A 15,384-nucleotide genomic window follows, 5' to 3' on the forward strand; every position below is an offset into this window, starting at 1 on the left:
GACTTGTTGTGCGACCAACAGTACTGAACTCAACTTACCGCTTTCATGCAAGATAATAATCTCGGCCTTCCATTCTGGGAAGGTTTTCTCGCGTCTGACCTCGAGCGCAAGAATGGTGCAACGTGGATCACGTTGGTTCCTGACCCAAGGGCCCCACTAGTGTGCTCGGGCTGCGATTCAAACTGCTGGCAGATTCATGAAACAGGCTGGCGTGTAGTGCGTGATATGCCAATGCTGGGCGACCCGGTCTGGTTGCGGGTGCGTCTGCGGCGTGTTCGCTGTAGTGAATGTGGGACTCGAGCTGAGCGCGTGAAGTGGCTAGACCGTCATGCACGGGTGACACAACGGCTGGCCGAGTTCGTGGGCCTATGGTGCCAAAAACTGCCAGTGGCCCATGTTTGCAAGCTCTCTGGCTTGCACTGGGACACAGTACGACGCATCGAGCGTACCAACTTGGCAGCGCAGATTGCGGCCTTGCCAGATGCCCAGCCTACCCGCTTGGTCATGGATGAATTCGCTCTGTATAAAGGGCACCGCTATGCCACGGTAGTGCTCGACGCTGACACTCGGCGTGTTTTATGGGTTGGCGAGGGACGCAGCCGCGAAGCGTTGCGTCCTTTCTTTGAGTGGTTAGGACCAGAACGCTGCCGCGCAATCGAAGCTGTTGCGATGGACATGAACACGGCGTTCGATCTCGAAGTAAAGGAACACTGTCCGCAGGCTCACGTCGTCTACGACCTATTCCACGTGGTTGCGAAATATGGCCGAGAGGTGATTGATCGAGTCCGTGTAGATGAGGCAAATCGGCTCAAGCATGATCTGCCAATGCGTAAAGTCGTCAAGCGCGCTCGCTGGCTCCTGTTAAGAAACAGAGCCAACATCCCGGCCGAAAAGCTGGCAAGCCTTGACGAGCTACTGGCAGCAAATCAGACACTGAGCACCGTCTACATCATGAAGGCTGCGTTGAAGGAACTATGGTCGGCGCAGGGCGCTTGGCAGTGGCGAACTGCTTGGCAAACATGGCTGCGCATGGCAAACGAAAGCGGCGTCGAGCCGCTGCAAAAATTCGCCAGGAAGCTTAAACCCTACTGGCGCGGCATCGTGGCGCGGGTACGCTGGCCGATGCATACCGGCCAGCTAGAAGGAATCAACAACAGAATCAAGGTCATGAAGCGCATGGCCTACGGCTACCGCGACAGCGAATTTTTCTTCCTAAAGATCAAAGCTGCCTTCCCCGGAAATCCGTGAAGAACCTTTTTTTTAAACCCGAGGGGCCTCGAACTTAGCGCCAGATCAAGGTGTAAAAAATTCCAGCATTTATATTTTTCCAGTTGGAATTATTCCCCGGCGCCTCATGCTCAACTTCGAACGTTCCGGTCTCAGCCAGAAGCTGACGATCATCTCGGTCCTGTCCACCGGCAGCGCGCTGCTGCTGGTGTTTGCCGCGTTCGCGCTGACGTCGCTGTTCAGCCATACGGAGAACGAGGCCAAGCAGCTCACGTCGCTGGCGGACGTGATCGGCGCCAACAGCGTCGCGCCCCTGCTGTTCGCCGACCGCGTCACGGCCGAGCAGGCGCTGGCCGCGCTGGCCGTGCAGGACGACGTCACGCAGGCCGCCCTGTTCGACCGCGATGGCCGGCTGTTTGCCAGCTACCCCGCGCAACCCGCACAGCCACTGCCCGCGCTGCCATTGGCGCGGATGGCCGAACTGGCTGCCGCGGCGCCGCCGGCCCAGGCCGGGGCGCCCTGGCGCCGGGCGATGCAGGTGTACCGGCCCGTGCGCGCGGCCGGGCACGTGATCGGCGCCGTCATGATCGAAGCCAGCCTGGGTGGCATGTGGATGGATATCCTGAAAAGCCTGGGCATCACGACGCTGGCCACCGGCATCTCGTTCGTCGTCGCGCTGGTGCTGGCGGGCCGCTTCAAGGGCAGTATCGCCCACCCCATCGGCGAACTGATCGCGGCGTCGCGCCGCGTCACCACCAGCCAGACCTACGCACAGGTGCAGCACGAGCGCCACGACGAACTGGGCACGTTGATCGACAGCTTCAACGACATGCTGGCGCAGATCGAGCACCGCGACACCAAGCTGGCCCAGTACCGCGACCAGCTGGAGCGCCAGGTCGGCGTGCGCACCGAGCAGCTGGAGAAGGCCAAGAACGCGGCCGAGGCGGCGAGCCAGGCCAAGAGTGCCTTCCTGGCCAATATGAGCCACGAGATTCGCACGCCGATGAACGGGGTGCTGGGCATGACGGAGCTGCTCCTTAACACCGCGATGACGGAACAGCAGCGCCACTACACCGGCATGGTCAAGCGCTCCGGCGAACACCTGCTCGTGATCATCAACGACATCCTCGACTTCTCCAAGGTGGAGGCGGGCAAGCTGACGGTCGAGTACATCCACTTCAACCTGCGCGAGCTGCTGGACGACATCGACTACGTGTTCTCGCCCCAGGCCGAGGCCAAGGGCCTGGAGCTGCACTTCGCCATCGCGCACGACATCCCTGTCGCCATCTGCGGCGATCCGAACCGGCTGCGCCAGGTCATCGTCAACCTGCTGGGCAATGCGATCAAGTTCACCGACAAGGGTTGCATCACGGTGCGCGTGGGCGTGATGGCCGAGGATGCGCAGTCGGTGCGACTGAAGGTGGAAGTGCAGGACACGGGCGTGGGCGTGTCGCGCGAGGCGCGCAGCCGCATCTTCGACTCGTTCTCGCAGGCGGACGGCTCGACCACCCGCAAGCATGGCGGCACCGGCCTGGGCCTGGCGATCTCCAAGCAGCTGGTGGAGCTGATGGGCGGGGCGATCGGCGTTGACAACGCCCTGATGACGGGCGCCGGCACGGCCGGCTCGATCTTCTGGTTCACCGTGCAGTTCGACAAGCGCCGCGTCGACGCGGACGAGGCGTCGTTCAACCAGAAGACCACCAAGGGCCTGCGCGCGCTGATCGTCGACCGCCAGCCGGACAGCCGCGCCACGCTCGAGACCCTCCTGTCGCGCTGGCACCTGAAGTCCGACAGCGCCGCTGGTGCCGACGACTGCCTGCGCCTGCTGAAGGCCGCCATCGCCTGTGGCCAGCCATACGACGTGGCACTGCTGGACATGGAGCTGGCCCAGGTCAGCGGCCTGGCGCTGGCGGCCGAGATCAAGGCCGATCCCGCGCTGGCGGGCGTGCGCCTGCTGCTGCTGTCGACCGAGCGCAATGCGGCCGACACGGTGCAGCGGCGCGAAGCCGGCGTCGCCTTCCAGCTGATCAAGCCGGCACGCGAGTGCGACCTGTATGACTGCATCGTCACGCCGCTGCGTGCCAGCGAAGGCATCCGCACGGCCTCGCCGCAGCCCCTCGTGCACGCCGCGCAGCGCGGCCAGCCGCGCCGGCGCCACCGGGTCCTGCTGGCCGAGGACAATCCCGTCAACGTGGAGGTGGCGTCGGCCATGCTGGAAGGGCTGGGCCTGGACGTCGCGCGTGCCTGCAACGGCGAGGAGGCCCTGGCCGCCGTGTGCCGCGACGACTTCGACCTGGTGCTGATGGATTGCCAGATGCCCGTGATGGACGGCATGGCGGCCACCGCGGAGATCCGCCGCTACGAGCAGCAGCAAGGCCGCGCGCGCCAGTTGCCCGTCATCGCCATCACGGCCAACGCGCTGCAGGGCGACCGCGAGACATGCCTGGCGGCGGGGATGGACGACTACCTGTCCAAGCCGTTCACGCAGCAGTCCCTGTCGGACACGCTGGCGCGCTGGATCGCGCTGCCGCGCGCCGCGACCGTCCACCATGCCGATGGCGCCATGCCATCGCGCCATCCCGCCCCGCTGGGCACGCCGCCAGTCGACCCGCCACCGCCAGCCGCCCGCCCGGGCGGCGCGCTGAATCGCCGCGCCCTGGACGCGATCCGCGCCCTCAGCGCCGACAAGGGCGAAGCGCTGCTGCAACGGGTGATCGAGGCCTTCGTGGCGGACACGCCCACGCACCTGCAGACCTTGCGTGCCGCGCTGACGGACGCGAACACGGCCGGCCTGCGCCGCGCCGCGCACAGCCTGAAGTCGGCCAGTGCGAACGTGGGCGCCGACTCCCTTGCGCAGCTGTGCAAGGACATGGAACAGCTGGGCCGCAACGACAGCACGGCGGGCGCCCCGGCCCTGCTGGCGGGCATGGAACGCGAGTTCCACGCCGTGCGGCTGGCGCTGGAAGCAATCCTCATCAAGGAGACCTGAATGGCAACCATCCCCTCCTCACGCGGTACGGTGCTGGTGGCCGACGACGATCCCGTCATGCGTCTGCTGATGCTGGAAATGCTGGCCCAGGTAGGCCTGGCCGGCATCGAGGCGGCCGACGGCGCCACGGCCATCGCCTGTTTCGAGCGGCAGGCGCCGGACCTGGTATTGCTCGACGTCGAGATGCCGCGCATGGACGGCTTCGCCGTCTGTCGCGCCATCCGCACACTGGAACGCCAGCGCAACGCCACGGTGCCCGTCATCATGGTGACGGGCGGCGACGACCTGGAGGCCGTCACCCAGGCCTACGAATGCGGCGCCACCGACTTCGTCTCGAAGCCGATCAACTGGCCGATCCTGGGCCACCGTGTGCTGTACGTGCTGCGCGCCAGCGACGCCATCGCGCGGCTGCGCATCGCCGACGCCCACAACCGCGCCGTGCTGGCCGCCATTCCCGACACGTTCTTCCGCCTGAGCCCGGACGGCTATTACCTCGACTACGAGCAGGGCCACTCCCCCACCGCCGTGCTGGCGCAGCAGCACTGCGTGGGCCGTCACGTGCGCGACGTGCTGCCCGAACCGATCGCGCGCCGTCTGCTCGAACAGCTCGATGGCGTACTGCGCACGCAGACCGTGCGCGCCGTCGACTACGAGCTGGCGGCCGGCGACACGGTCCACCATTTCGAGGCGCGCCTGGTGGGTACCGGGGCGGGCGAAGTGCTGGGCCTCGTGCGCGACATCAGCGAACGCAAGCGCACGGAGGAGCAGATCCGCCGCCTGGCCTATTGCGACAGCCTGACGGGCATCCCGAACCGGCAGGCGTTCCTGGAAACGCTGGAGCGCGAGCTGGTACGCTCGCGCCAGGGCGGGCGCAAGTTCGCCATCCTGTTCATGGACCTCGATTCGTTCAAGCGCATCAACGATACGCTGGGCCACGACGTGGGCGACCTGCTGCTGAAGGTGGTGTCGGAACGGCTGCACGACACCATCCGGCCCAGCGACATGGTGGCGCACCTGGACACCGCCGGGCACAAGCGGGGCAGCAACCTGGCGCGCCTGGGCGGCGACGAGTTCACGATCCTGATCCCGGACCTCGACAACGTGCAGGATGCGCTGACCGTCGCGCACCGCGTCAAGGATGCGATGCGCCGGCCGTTCCACCTGGACGGCCACGAGATCTTCGTCACGGCCAGCATCGGCATCTCGCTGTATCCGGAGGACGGCGAGGACGCCACGTCGCTGCTGAAATACGCCGACACGGCGATGTACCACGCCAAGAACTGCGGCAAGAACAACGCCAAGTTGTACAGCTCCGCGCTGACGACGCAGATCATGAGCCACGTGAAGCTGGAAGTGGGATTGCGCCGCGCGCTGCAGCACAACGAGCTGTACCTGCAGTACCAGCCGCAGATCGACGTACGCAGCGCGCAGGTCGTCGGCGTCGAGGCGCTGGTGCGCTGGCGCCATCCGGAACACGGCATCATCCCGCCCAACGACTTCATCCCGCTGGCGGAAGAGACGGGGCTGATCGTGCCGATCGGCGAATGGGTGCTGCGCACCGCCTGCCTGCAGGCGCGCGCGTGGCAGCAGGAATGCCGGCGCGCGGTGCGCGTGGCCGTCAACCTGTCGGCACGCCAGTTCAAGGACGAGAACCTGGCGCAGACCGTGCTCGCCGTGCTGCACGACACGGGCCTCGACCCGCGCCTGCTGGAACTGGAGCTGACCGAGGGTACCTTGATGGACGACGCGCGCGCCACGCTGGCGACGCTGGAACAGCTGCGCGCGATCGGCATCTGGCTGTCGATCGACGACTTCGGCACGGGCTACTCGTCGATGAACTACCTGAAGCGCTTCGACGTGCGCGCGCTGAAGATCGACAAGAGCTTCATCAGCGGCCTGCCGCAGGACTCGGAAAACGCGGCCATCACGCGCGCCATCATCGCCATGGCCCATGGCCTCAAGATGGCGGTGGTGGCCGAAGGCGTCGAAACGGACGAACAGCTGGCGCTGCTGGAGCAGTACGGCTGCGACATGGCGCAGGGCTACCTGCTGGGGCGGCCACAATCGATCGAGGCGATCGCGCAGATGCTGGCGGGCACGGCGCCACTGCGGCTGGCGCGATGAAGCTGTACCGGGCGGTGGGGCCGGATGAACTGGCGGACCTGCGCCTGTTCCACCGGCTGCGCAATCCGGACGGCATCCTGGTCAAGTACTTCACGCTCAGCGAGGACGAAGCGGTGTGGTACGCCCGGCAGGCCGTCCACGCGTTCGGGGACCCGCCTTACGCAATCATTACCTTGGAAATTGGGGTAGACTTGACATCTGCAGCCCACGTCGACCGCGGCATCCGCGTGGTCGTGCTGGGCAGCGAACGACTGGCGGGCCTGCAGCCATGGGTCGTCAGAACGCAGGTTGGCTGAGGAGAATACGATGCAAGCCGATGCCCTGATCACCGTCCGTTTCCTGTCGCCCGAAGAAGGCGGCCGCGCCCAGCCCGCCAGTGGGCGCACGTTCGGCTGCCCGCTGTTCGTCGACGGTGAAGGTTACGATTGTCGCCTGCTGCTGGACGGCCTGGTGCTGCAACCGGGCCAGCAGTACGAACTGCCCGTCAAGTTCCTGCGGCGCGAGCATGCCGAAGAGCGGCTGCGCATCGGCGCGCCCATCACGCTGTGGGAAGGCAAGACCATCGCCAGCGGTACCATCAGCCACGTCTACCCGGCCGCGCTGGCCCAGTCGATGCAGCTGGCGCCGCTGTAACGCCGGATTTTCTGTCCCTTCGGCTTTCTACGTAGAGCGCCGGTCCAGCATCGCCCGCGCGATCGTCCCCGCATCCACATACTCCAGCTCGCCACCGACCGGCACGCCGCGCGCCAGCCGGCTGACCTGCAGCCCGCGCGCCTTCAGCATCTCGCTGATGTAGTGCGCCGTGGCCTCGCCCTCGTTGGTGAAGTTGGTGGCCAGCACCACCTCCGTGACGGTGCCGTCGGCGGCCCGCGCCAGCAGCTTTTCCAGGTGGATGTCCTTGGGGCCGATGCCGTCCAGCGGCGACAGGCGCCCCATCAGCACGAAGTACAGGCCCTTGTACGTCAGGGTCTGCTCGATCATCATCTGGTCGGCCGGCGTCTCGACGACGCACAGCAGCCGCCGGTCGCGCGACTCGTCGGCGCACATCTCGCACACCTCGAGTTCCGTGAACGTGTTGCACAGGGCGCAGTGATGCACGGCCTCGACGGCCTGGTACAGCGCGCGCGACAGCATCGCCGCGCCTTCGCGGTCATGCTGCAGCAGGTGGAAGGCCATGCGTTGCGCGGATTTGGGACCGACGCCGGGCAGGCGTCGCAGCGCCTCCGTCAGGAACTCCAGCGATTTCGCCATGTCAGTGCTGGCGGAAGGCGGCCAGGATATCGGCCGTCATCGTCGGCACGAACTCCGTGATCTGGTAGCTGGCGGCGCCGGCCTGCTTGAACGGATCGAGCTCGACGATCGCCTCGATGTCGGCCCGGCTGTCGGCGCTGGCGATGATGATGCCGCCGGTGCGGGGCACCATGCGGCCCGACATCAGGAACACGCCATTGTCATACTGCTCGCGCAGGAAGGCGCGATGCGCGGCCAGCAGCGCATCGATCTCCTCGGTGGGCTTCTCGTACGTGAGCGTGATGACGAACATGGCGTCAGAATGGCATCTTGAAGCCGGCCGGCAGGTTCATGCCGGAGGTCAGCCCGCTCATCTTTTCGGCGGCGGTGGCTTCGGCCTTGCGCACGGCGTCGTTGAAGGCGGCGGCGACCAGGTCTTCCAGCATGTCCTTGTCGTCGGCCAGCAGCGACGGGTCGATCGACACGCGCTTGACATCGTTCTTGCAGGTCATGACCACCTTGACGAGGCCGGCGCCGGACTGGCCTTCCACCTCGATCAGCGCCAGCGACTCCTGCGCCTTCTTCATATTGTCCTGCATTGCTTGCGCCTGCTTCATCAGGCCGGCGAGCTGGTTTTTCATCATGATGTGGTTCTCCGTAAGGGGTAAATGCGTATTCTAATGGACCGACGTCAATGGGCCGGCGTCACGGGTGCCACGATCGAGCCGGGCACGACGAACGCGCCAAACTCGCGCACCATGCTTTGCACGAACGGATCGCCATGCACGGCCTCCTCCGCCTTGCGTTGGCAGGCTTCGCGGTGGACCTGCTGTTCGGCCGTCGTCGTATACCAGACCGGCCCCAGTTCGGTCTCCACCCGCACGGGACGGTCGAAGCGCTCGGCCAGCGCGGCCGTCAGTTTTTCCACGTTGGGCGGCGTGCGCCACGTGTCGATCGGGCAGCGCAGGCGGAACAACGCGGCATTGCCGTCGATGGTGCAGTCGATCAGTTCGGCCTGCGTCGCCAGTTGCTGCGCCACGCCGCGCAGCGGCAGGTGGGCGGCCAGCAGCGGCCAGTTGCCGTCCCAATCCAGTTCCGGTACCGGCGTGATGACGTAGGCATACGGTGCCTGCGCCGGGGCGGCCTGGCGCGCCGGGACAGCCGGCGCCGCTGCCGGCGCGGGCGCCGGTGCGGCCTCGCTGCGGGCAGCGGGCACCGCGCTGTCGTCGGAGAATTCCGTGACCCAGGGCGGCAGGTCGTCTTCTTCCGCCACCTGGCGTGGCGGCGCGCTTGGCGTCGCCTGGCGCGGCTGGGCCTGAACCTGAGCGTGACCCTGTTGTACGGGCGGCGGCGCTTCCAGCACCGCGGCCGAGCCCATCGTCAGGCCGGCGGGGTCGTCCTCCCATGGCGCGGGACGGCCCGGCGCCTGGCGGGCCTGAGCGCCTTGCGGCGCGCTGCCACCGGCTTGCGGCGGCGGCGCGACCACCGCGGCGGTACTTTCCTCGGCAGCGCGGGCGGGCGGCCTTGCACCGGTGCGGGCCGCCGTCGCCGCGCGGGCCGCTTCCAGTGCCGCGTTGATGGCGGCGCGTGCCGGGCTCACGGGGCCGCCGGCGGGACGGTTCGCGCTGGCCTGCGGCGCGACCGGTGCGGGCGGCTGCACCGGTGGGTGCGCTGGCGGCGCCGGCTGCGGACGCGCGGCGGCCGGCGGTTGCACCGGTGGTGGTGGCTGCACTGGCGCTGCCGGCATGGCGGCAGCCGGGGCGGACGGACGGGCCGGCGCGGACGCCACCGCCTGGCCGCCAGCAGCGGCCGCGGCGGCGCGGGCAGGGTTCGGGCCGGCCGGCCGCGCCGCTACCGGGGCGGCCGTGGGCGCGCCTTCGGCGGCGCCGACGCCGGGGCGAAAGGCCAGCATGCGCAGCAGCGTCATCGAGAAGCCCGCGTATTCGTCCGGCGCCAGGCCCAGCTCGTTGCGGCCGTGCACGGCGATCTGGTAATACAGCTGCACTTCCTCGGCATCGAACAGGCCGGCCAGGCGGATGATGTCGGCATATTCCGGCAGGTCTTCCGGCACGGCCGCCGGCACCGTCTGCGCCAGCGCGATCCGGTGCAGCAAGGTGCCCAGGTCCTGCAGCGCGCCGTTGTACGACAGCGAGCGGCTGGCCATCTCGTCGGCCACCGCCAGCAGGTCGGCGCCGTCGCGCTGCGCCAGCGCGTCCAGCAGGCGGATCAGGTAGGACTGGTCCAGCGCGCCCAGCATGCCCTGCACCGCTTCCAGCGTGACGGCCCCGGCCGCGTAGGCGATGGCCTGGTCGGTCAGCGACAGCGCATCGCGCATGGAACCGTGCGCGCCCTGCGCCAGCAGGCGCAGGGCCGGCTGCTCGAACGTCACGTTTTCCTGGCCCAGGATATTTTCCAGGTGGCCCACGATGTGCCCGGGCGGCATCTGCTTCAGGTTGAACTGCAGGCAGCGCGACAGCACGGTGACGGGAATCTTCTGCGGGTCCGTTGTCGCCAGGATGAACTTGACGTGCTCGGGCGGCTCCTCCAGCGTCTTCAGCATCGCGTTGAAGGCGTGGTTGGTCAGCATGTGCACCTCGTCGATCATGTAGACCTTGAAGCGTGCATTGGACGGCGCGTACACCGCCTGCTCCAGCAGCTGCGCCATTTCGTCGACGCCGCGGTTGGATGCCGCGTCCATCTCTATATAGTCAACGAAGCGGCCGCCATCGATCGCCGTGCACGCCTCGCACGCGCCGCACGGCGTGGCCGTGATGCCGCCATTGCCATCCGGCCCCGTGCAGTTGAGCGATTTCGCCAGGATGCGCGACAGCGTGGTCTTGCCCACCCCCCGCGTGCCGGTGAACAGATAGGCGTGGTGCAACCGGCCGGTACCGAGCGCATGCGTCAGGGCACGGACGACGTGCTCCTGGCCAACGAGCGTTTCAAAGTTCCGGGGACGGTATTTGCGGGCGAGGACTTGATAGGACATGCCGCGATTTTACCGCAGACGAGCGCCCCTGAGGTCAACAACAGGTTCCCCGGCCAGGCATGCCTGCGCTACACTGGGCTTTTCTTTCTGATAAGAATGGACAACATGAAGAGACTGCTTCCGCTGCTGCCGTTGTTGTTGAGCCTGCATCCTTCCGCATTTGCCGAAGAACGCGAATGGCTGCCGTACAAGAAACTGATGGAAGTCAGCCGCCTCGACAAGTTCTATGCACTGGCGCCGGCCGAGCGGGACAAGCTCGACATGTATGTCCACCTGGTGCCGTCGAACCAGGACGTCAAGCCGCGCGACCTCGTGTTGACCGTCGTCCACGCCGGTGGACGCACGCCCCTGCCGGTCGACGCCGACGGCAACCTGCGGCTGGCGCCGAATCCCCAGTGGCTGGCCGAGGATGCGAAGATCATGACGAACCAGCCGAAGAGTTCCAAGGTCGGCGTGGGCCCCGCCATGAACGCCGTCGTCCCCGCGGGCACGCAGTGGTCGTATGGCGCGCTGATGAGCAGCATTCCGCAATCGAACGCGGCCATCGGCAAGATCGCCGGCGCGCTCAGCATGTTCGCGCCGACGATCCGCTCCGTCATCCTGAAGTTCGACCAGCCGGCCCAGGTGACGATCCAGGCCAAGGCGGGTCCGAAGCAGTACGCGACGGACGGCAAGCACCAGATCCGGCTGAAGCCGGACGCCGCGCTCGTCAAGGAAAACCCGCCGATGGTGCTGAGCGCCCGGCCGCGCGAAGCGGAGCTGGACAGCGAATAAGCGCCCCACGGCCGGGGCCGTGTCCACCTGGGGGTCACACCCCGACAAAGACACGAGCTGGGCAGTAAAGCCGGTCGCGCCCGTTCGTGGTGCCGCTGAGGCTGTGTCCATGTCGGGGTGTGACCCCATGGTGGACACGTGCTCGGCTGTAGCGGACAACAAAAAAGCTGCCGAGGCAGCTTTTTTGGGAGATTAGGAGGCGAGCCTGATCTGCGGCACTTGCGGTGAACAGCTGTGGCTGCTTCGTTCCCGACCTGACCAGGTTAGCCATGCCGCAATGCGCAGGGGCCCGCCAGACCGTATTATAACACGCGTTTGTACGTGCGCGGTTACAGCCCCAGCTGCTGCCAGATCGTGTCCACCTTGGCCTTCACTTCCGGCGTCATCTGGATCGTCGTGCCCCACTCGCGGTTCGTTTCGCCCGGCCACTTGTTGGTGGCGTCGATACCCATCTTGCTGCCCAGGCCACTGACGGGCGACGCGAAGTCCAGGTAGTCGATCGGCGTGTTGTCGACGAGCGTCGTGTCGCGGGTCGGGTCGACCCGGGTCGTGATTGCCCAGATCACTTCCTTCCAGTCGCGGATATTGACGTCCTCGTCCACCACGACGATGAACTTGGTATACATGAACTGGCGCAGGAAGCTCCACACGCCGAACATCACCCGCTTGGCATGGCCTGCGTACTGCTTGCGGATCTGCACGACGGCCATGCGGTAGCTGCACCCTTCCGGCGGCAGGTAGAAATCCGTGATCTCGCTGAACTGCTTCTGCAGCAGCGGTACGAACACTTCGTTCAGTGCCAGGCCCAGCACCGCGGGCTCGTCCGGCGGCTTGCCCGTGTAGGTGGAGTGATAGATGGGGTCGCGGCGCATCGTGATGCGGTCGATCGTAAACACCGGGAACCAATCCTGCTCATTGTAATAACCGGTATGGTCGCCGTACGGGCCTTCCAGCGCATGCTCGTAGCCGGACGGATGGTTCTCGTCGGGATAGATATGCCCTTCCAGTACGATCTCGGCGGAGGCCGGCACCCTCAGCTCGCTGCCGATCGCCTTGACGAGCTCGGTACGGCTGCCGCGCAGCAGGCCGGCGAACTGGTATTCGGACAGGCTGTCCGGCACCGGCGTCACCGCCCCCAGGATCGTGGCCGGGTCGGCGCCCAGTGCAACCGCGATCGGGTACGGCTGGCCGGGGTTCTTCAGGCAATGCTCGCGAAAGTCCAGTGCGCCCCCGCGATGCGCCAGCCAGCGCATGATGACCTTGTTGTGTCCCAGTACTTGCTGGCGGTAGATGCCCAGGTTCTGGCGCTTCTTGTTGGGGCCCTTCGTGATGACGAGGCCCCACGTGATCAGCGGCGCCACGTCGCCCGGCCAGCAGTGCTGGATCGGCAGGCGGCCCAGGTCGACGTCGTTGCCTTCCCAGACGATCTCCTGGCATGGGGCGCTGCGCTGCTCCTTCGGCGCCATGTCCCACACGGCCTTGACGAGCGAGCCCATGTCCATGATGTCCTTGAAGCCCTTGGGCGGTTCGGGCTCCTTCAGCCGCGCCAGCACATGGCCGATGCGGCGCAGTTCGCCGACGTCCTCCGCGCCCATGCCGAGCGCCACGCGGCGCGGCGTGCCGAACAGGTTGGCCAGCACAGGGATGTCGAAACCGGCCGGTTTTTCAAACAACAGGGCCGGCCCGCCCGCGCGCAAGGTCCGGTCGCACACCTCGGTCATCTCCAAATGTGGCGAAATTGGCAAGGAAACGGTCTTCAACTCGCCAATTTTTTGCAACTGAGCAATAAAATCCCGCAGATCTGAATATTTCATACAATTTTTACGTTTTTTTCGCTGTGGACGGCCGGCTTGAGGTAATCCGGTCAAGTGGTTGATTCTATTGGTTTTTGCTAACATTCGCCTGCGTATGTTAGATTCAGAAGTTATAAAGAACGTCGGTGTTAGTATTGACGTGATATAAACTGGCTTCTACAATTCGCTTACTTGAAGAGGACATGGCAAAAATGCCAACGAAAATTGTCACTCATTCATTCACGGAGTCGGGGCTCCACATGACATTTTAAGGAGTGTTTTCTCAGGGCGTCTGCCCTTGGCCTTTGGGCCCTCCCCGAAAAAAGTTGTATTGCGACTGGTTTCACATGAATCAGCTCTGGCAAGCAATGATGGCGTCCACCGCGCTTCCCGGCGACGGTAGACGATAACAATTCTGATGCACGGCAATTGCACAGCAACAGTGCCGCGTGGTGTTCACGCGCGGTGGGGGCATGCTTTTACGGACATTTCAGGGAGATCGAATGATTAATCGCTTCACTGGGCTGGCTCCGGCCGCCCGCCTGCTGGCCATCGGGCCGGTCGCGCGCTTCGGCACGCAACGTATTACCTTACGCAGCATCTTCACCACGGCGCAACATGCGCTGACCATCTTCGGCGTGACCGCGATCGTGACGATCGCCGTGCTGTACGCCCGCCCTGACCTGGCGCGCAACCTGTCGCGCGCACTGGCCGAGGAACCAGCACCCGCCGTCCCGGTCGCCGAAGTCGTGGTGGCGCCCAAGCTGCACCAGCTGATGGAAGCCCCGGCCGTCGCGACGGCGGAACGCCCCACCCTCTCGCCAGCCGAGGAAAAGGCCCTGCTGGGCACGCGCAAGCAGCAGCAATGGGTGACCGACTGGCTGTCCAAGCGCTACCGCGTGGCCGGCGACGCCGCCAACATGCTCGTTTCCACGGCCTACATGACGGCCCGCGAGATCAAGCTGGACCCGCTGCTGATCCTGGCCGTGATGGCGATCGAATCGCGCTTCAACCCGTTCGCGGAAAGCCCGGTCGGCGCGCAGGGCCTGATGCAGGTCATGTCCAAAGTGCACCACGAGAAGTTCCAGGAACTGGGCGGCGTGCAGGCGGCGCTGAATCCGGTCGCCAATATCCGCGTCGGCTCGCTGATCCTGAAGGACTACGTAACGCGCGGCGGTTCCGTCGAAGCGGGCCTGAAAAGCTACGTAGGTGCCGGCGCCTTTGCGACCGACGACGGCTACGGCAGCCGCGTGCTGGCCGAATACCAGCGCCTGAAGCAGGTCTCGGCCGGCAAGAAGGTCCCGACCTTCACGCCGACGCCAGCCCCGGCCGTCCCCGTCGCCCCGGCAGTACCGGCCACGGTGACCGCCAAGTCCGAACCCGAGCCAGAGGAGCCGAAGAGCGAACCGGAGCAACTGGCCGGCCTGTAACCGGGACCAGCATCGCGATCGAGCCACCTTGCGGTGGCTTTTTTTATTATGGGGTCTGTCCCCGGTAGGCGGTTGCTTCAGCGCTTGCCGACGCCTGGGGTCTGTCCCCGGTAAGTAATGGCTCGAGCGCTCGCCGTTGGCGCATCGAGGGGACTGACCCCGGTTTTTATCGCATCGCATGAGCCGCCGATGAAAACCGGGGTCAGTCCCCTTGCGACGCCGCGGGCCACCGCCCAGGCCATCACCTACCGGGGACAAACCCCATCGGATCACCATCCGCGAAAAAAAAGCCACCCGCAGGTGGCTTCTCCCAGCGCAACGAAACGATCAGCGCTTCTTGTCCGCCGCAACCTCATCGGCACGCAGCCGCGGCGCCAGCTTGTCCAGCACGCCGTTGACGTACTTGTGGCCGTCGATGCCGCCGAACGACTTGGTCAGCTCCACGGCCTCGTTGATGACGACACGGTAAGGGATGTCCAGCTGGTTCTTCAGCTCGTACGCGCCCAGCAGCAGCACGCCGTGTTCGATCGGCGACAACTCGGCGACACCGCGGTCCACCAGCGGCGCGAATGCCGCGCGCAGCTCGACGGACTGCTCGATGGCGCCGTACAGCAGTGCGGCGAAGTAGTCGCCATCGGCCTTGTCGAACCCGTGCGCGGCGCGGATGTTGTTGACGACGGTTTTCGCGTCCTCGTTATTGAGCAGCCACTGATACAGGCCCTGCAGCGCGAACTCGCGCGCCCGGTGACGGGGCGTACGATTCTTGCTCGGGTTGGCGTGGAGGGATTTTTCGTTCATGTCGTTTCCTGATTGATTCCGGCGGCCGCA

General features: G+C 65.9%; 13 protein-coding genes and 1 other RNA gene. 7 read left to right on the plus strand and 7 right to left on the minus strand.

The window, feature by feature from the left end; translation table 11 throughout:
* Window positions 1-45: 45 nt before the first annotated feature.
* The 5 genes from PX653_RS12220 to PX653_RS12240 all read left to right on the plus strand — a co-directional run bounded on the left by PX653_RS12220 (window position 46) and on the right by PX653_RS12240 (window position 6,973).
* Complete coding sequence (locus tag PX653_RS12220) at window positions 46-1,248, plus strand: ISL3 family transposase (protein ID WP_277415381.1); 1,203 nt, start codon at window positions 46-48, stop codon at window positions 1,246-1,248.
* A gap of 106 nt (window positions 1,249-1,354) precedes the next feature.
* Window positions 1,355-4,216: a response regulator gene (locus PX653_RS12225; RefSeq protein WP_277418131.1), complete on the plus strand. Its 2,862-nt coding sequence runs from the start codon at window positions 1,355-1,357 to the stop codon at window positions 4,214-4,216.
* A complete protein-coding gene (locus PX653_RS12230; RefSeq protein WP_277418132.1) occupies window positions 4,217-6,340 on the plus strand; it encodes a putative bifunctional diguanylate cyclase/phosphodiesterase in 2,124 nt (707 codons plus the stop codon). It begins immediately after the preceding gene.
* The gene (locus PX653_RS12235) at window positions 6,337-6,636 is read left to right on the plus strand and encodes a hypothetical protein (RefSeq protein WP_277418133.1); all 300 of its coding nucleotides are present in this window, start codon (window positions 6,337-6,339) and stop codon (window positions 6,634-6,636) included. Before PX653_RS12230 ends, PX653_RS12235 begins: the two co-directional genes overlap by 4 nt.
* Before the next feature lie 10 nt (window positions 6,637-6,646).
* Window positions 6,647-6,973, plus strand: coding sequence for a hypothetical protein (locus tag PX653_RS12240; protein ID WP_277418134.1), 327 nt, complete (start codon window positions 6,647-6,649; stop codon window positions 6,971-6,973).
* A gap of 27 nt (window positions 6,974-7,000) precedes the next feature.
* Here PX653_RS12240 and recR read toward each other — a convergent pair whose 3' ends face one another.
* Genes recR through PX653_RS12260 form a run of 4 tightly spaced genes read right to left on the minus strand, consistent with a single transcriptional unit; the run spans window position 7,001 to window position 10,559 of the window.
* The gene (gene recR / locus PX653_RS12245; protein ID WP_277418135.1) at window positions 7,001-7,591 is read right to left on the minus strand and encodes a recombination mediator RecR; all 591 of its coding nucleotides are present in this window, start codon (window positions 7,589-7,591) and stop codon (window positions 7,001-7,003) included.
* Window position 7,592: 1 nt separating this feature from the next.
* Window positions 7,593-7,883 (minus strand): YciI family protein, encoded by a 291-nt coding sequence (locus PX653_RS12250; RefSeq protein ID WP_277418136.1) that lies wholly within the window; start codon window positions 7,881-7,883, stop codon window positions 7,593-7,595.
* Window positions 7,884-7,887: 4 nt separating this feature from the next.
* Window positions 7,888-8,214 carry a YbaB/EbfC family nucleoid-associated protein gene (locus PX653_RS12255; protein WP_277418137.1) on the minus strand — a complete coding sequence of 109 codons (327 nt, stop codon included), beginning with the start codon at window positions 8,212-8,214 and terminating at the stop codon, window positions 7,888-7,890.
* A 47-nt stretch (window positions 8,215-8,261) separates the two neighbouring features.
* On the minus strand, window positions 8,262-10,559 hold the full coding sequence (locus tag PX653_RS12260; RefSeq protein ID WP_277418138.1) for a DNA polymerase III subunit gamma/tau: 2,298 nt from the start codon (window positions 10,557-10,559) through the stop codon (window positions 8,262-8,264).
* 105 nt (window positions 10,560-10,664) lie between these two features.
* On the opposite strand from PX653_RS12260, the gene PX653_RS12265 reads away from it, so the two are divergent.
* Window positions 10,665-11,333 carry a hypothetical protein gene (locus PX653_RS12265; protein WP_277418139.1) on the plus strand — a complete coding sequence of 223 codons (669 nt, stop codon included), beginning with the start codon at window positions 10,665-10,667 and terminating at the stop codon, window positions 11,331-11,333.
* 195 nt (window positions 11,334-11,528) lie between these two features.
* On the opposite strand, the gene ffs is transcribed toward PX653_RS12265, so the two are convergent.
* Together ffs and ubiD are read right to left on the minus strand one after the other, a co-directional pair.
* Window positions 11,529-11,627: signal recognition particle sRNA small type (gene ffs, locus PX653_RS12270), an RNA gene on the minus strand.
* 35 nt (window positions 11,628-11,662) lie between these two features.
* On the minus strand, window positions 11,663-13,147 hold the full coding sequence (ubiD, locus tag PX653_RS12275; protein WP_277418140.1) for a 4-hydroxy-3-polyprenylbenzoate decarboxylase: 1,485 nt from the start codon (window positions 13,145-13,147) through the stop codon (window positions 11,663-11,665).
* A gap of 482 nt (window positions 13,148-13,629) precedes the next feature.
* Between ubiD and PX653_RS12280 the strand changes: the two genes are divergently transcribed.
* A complete protein-coding gene (locus tag PX653_RS12280) occupies window positions 13,630-14,556 on the plus strand; it encodes a transglycosylase SLT domain-containing protein (RefSeq protein WP_277418141.1) in 927 nt (308 codons plus the stop codon).
* A gap of 327 nt (window positions 14,557-14,883) precedes the next feature.
* Here the strand turns inward: PX653_RS12280 and nusB are convergent, their stop codons facing one another.
* On the minus strand, window positions 14,884-15,354 hold the full coding sequence (nusB, locus tag PX653_RS12285) for a transcription antitermination factor NusB (RefSeq protein WP_277418142.1): 471 nt from the start codon (window positions 15,352-15,354) through the stop codon (window positions 14,884-14,886).
* Between the last annotated feature and the right edge of the window lie 30 nt (window positions 15,355-15,384).

Source organism: Pseudoduganella chitinolytica, from assembly GCF_029028125.1.
Taxonomy (GTDB): domain Bacteria; phylum Pseudomonadota; class Gammaproteobacteria; order Burkholderiales; family Burkholderiaceae_D; genus Rugamonas; species Rugamonas chitinolytica.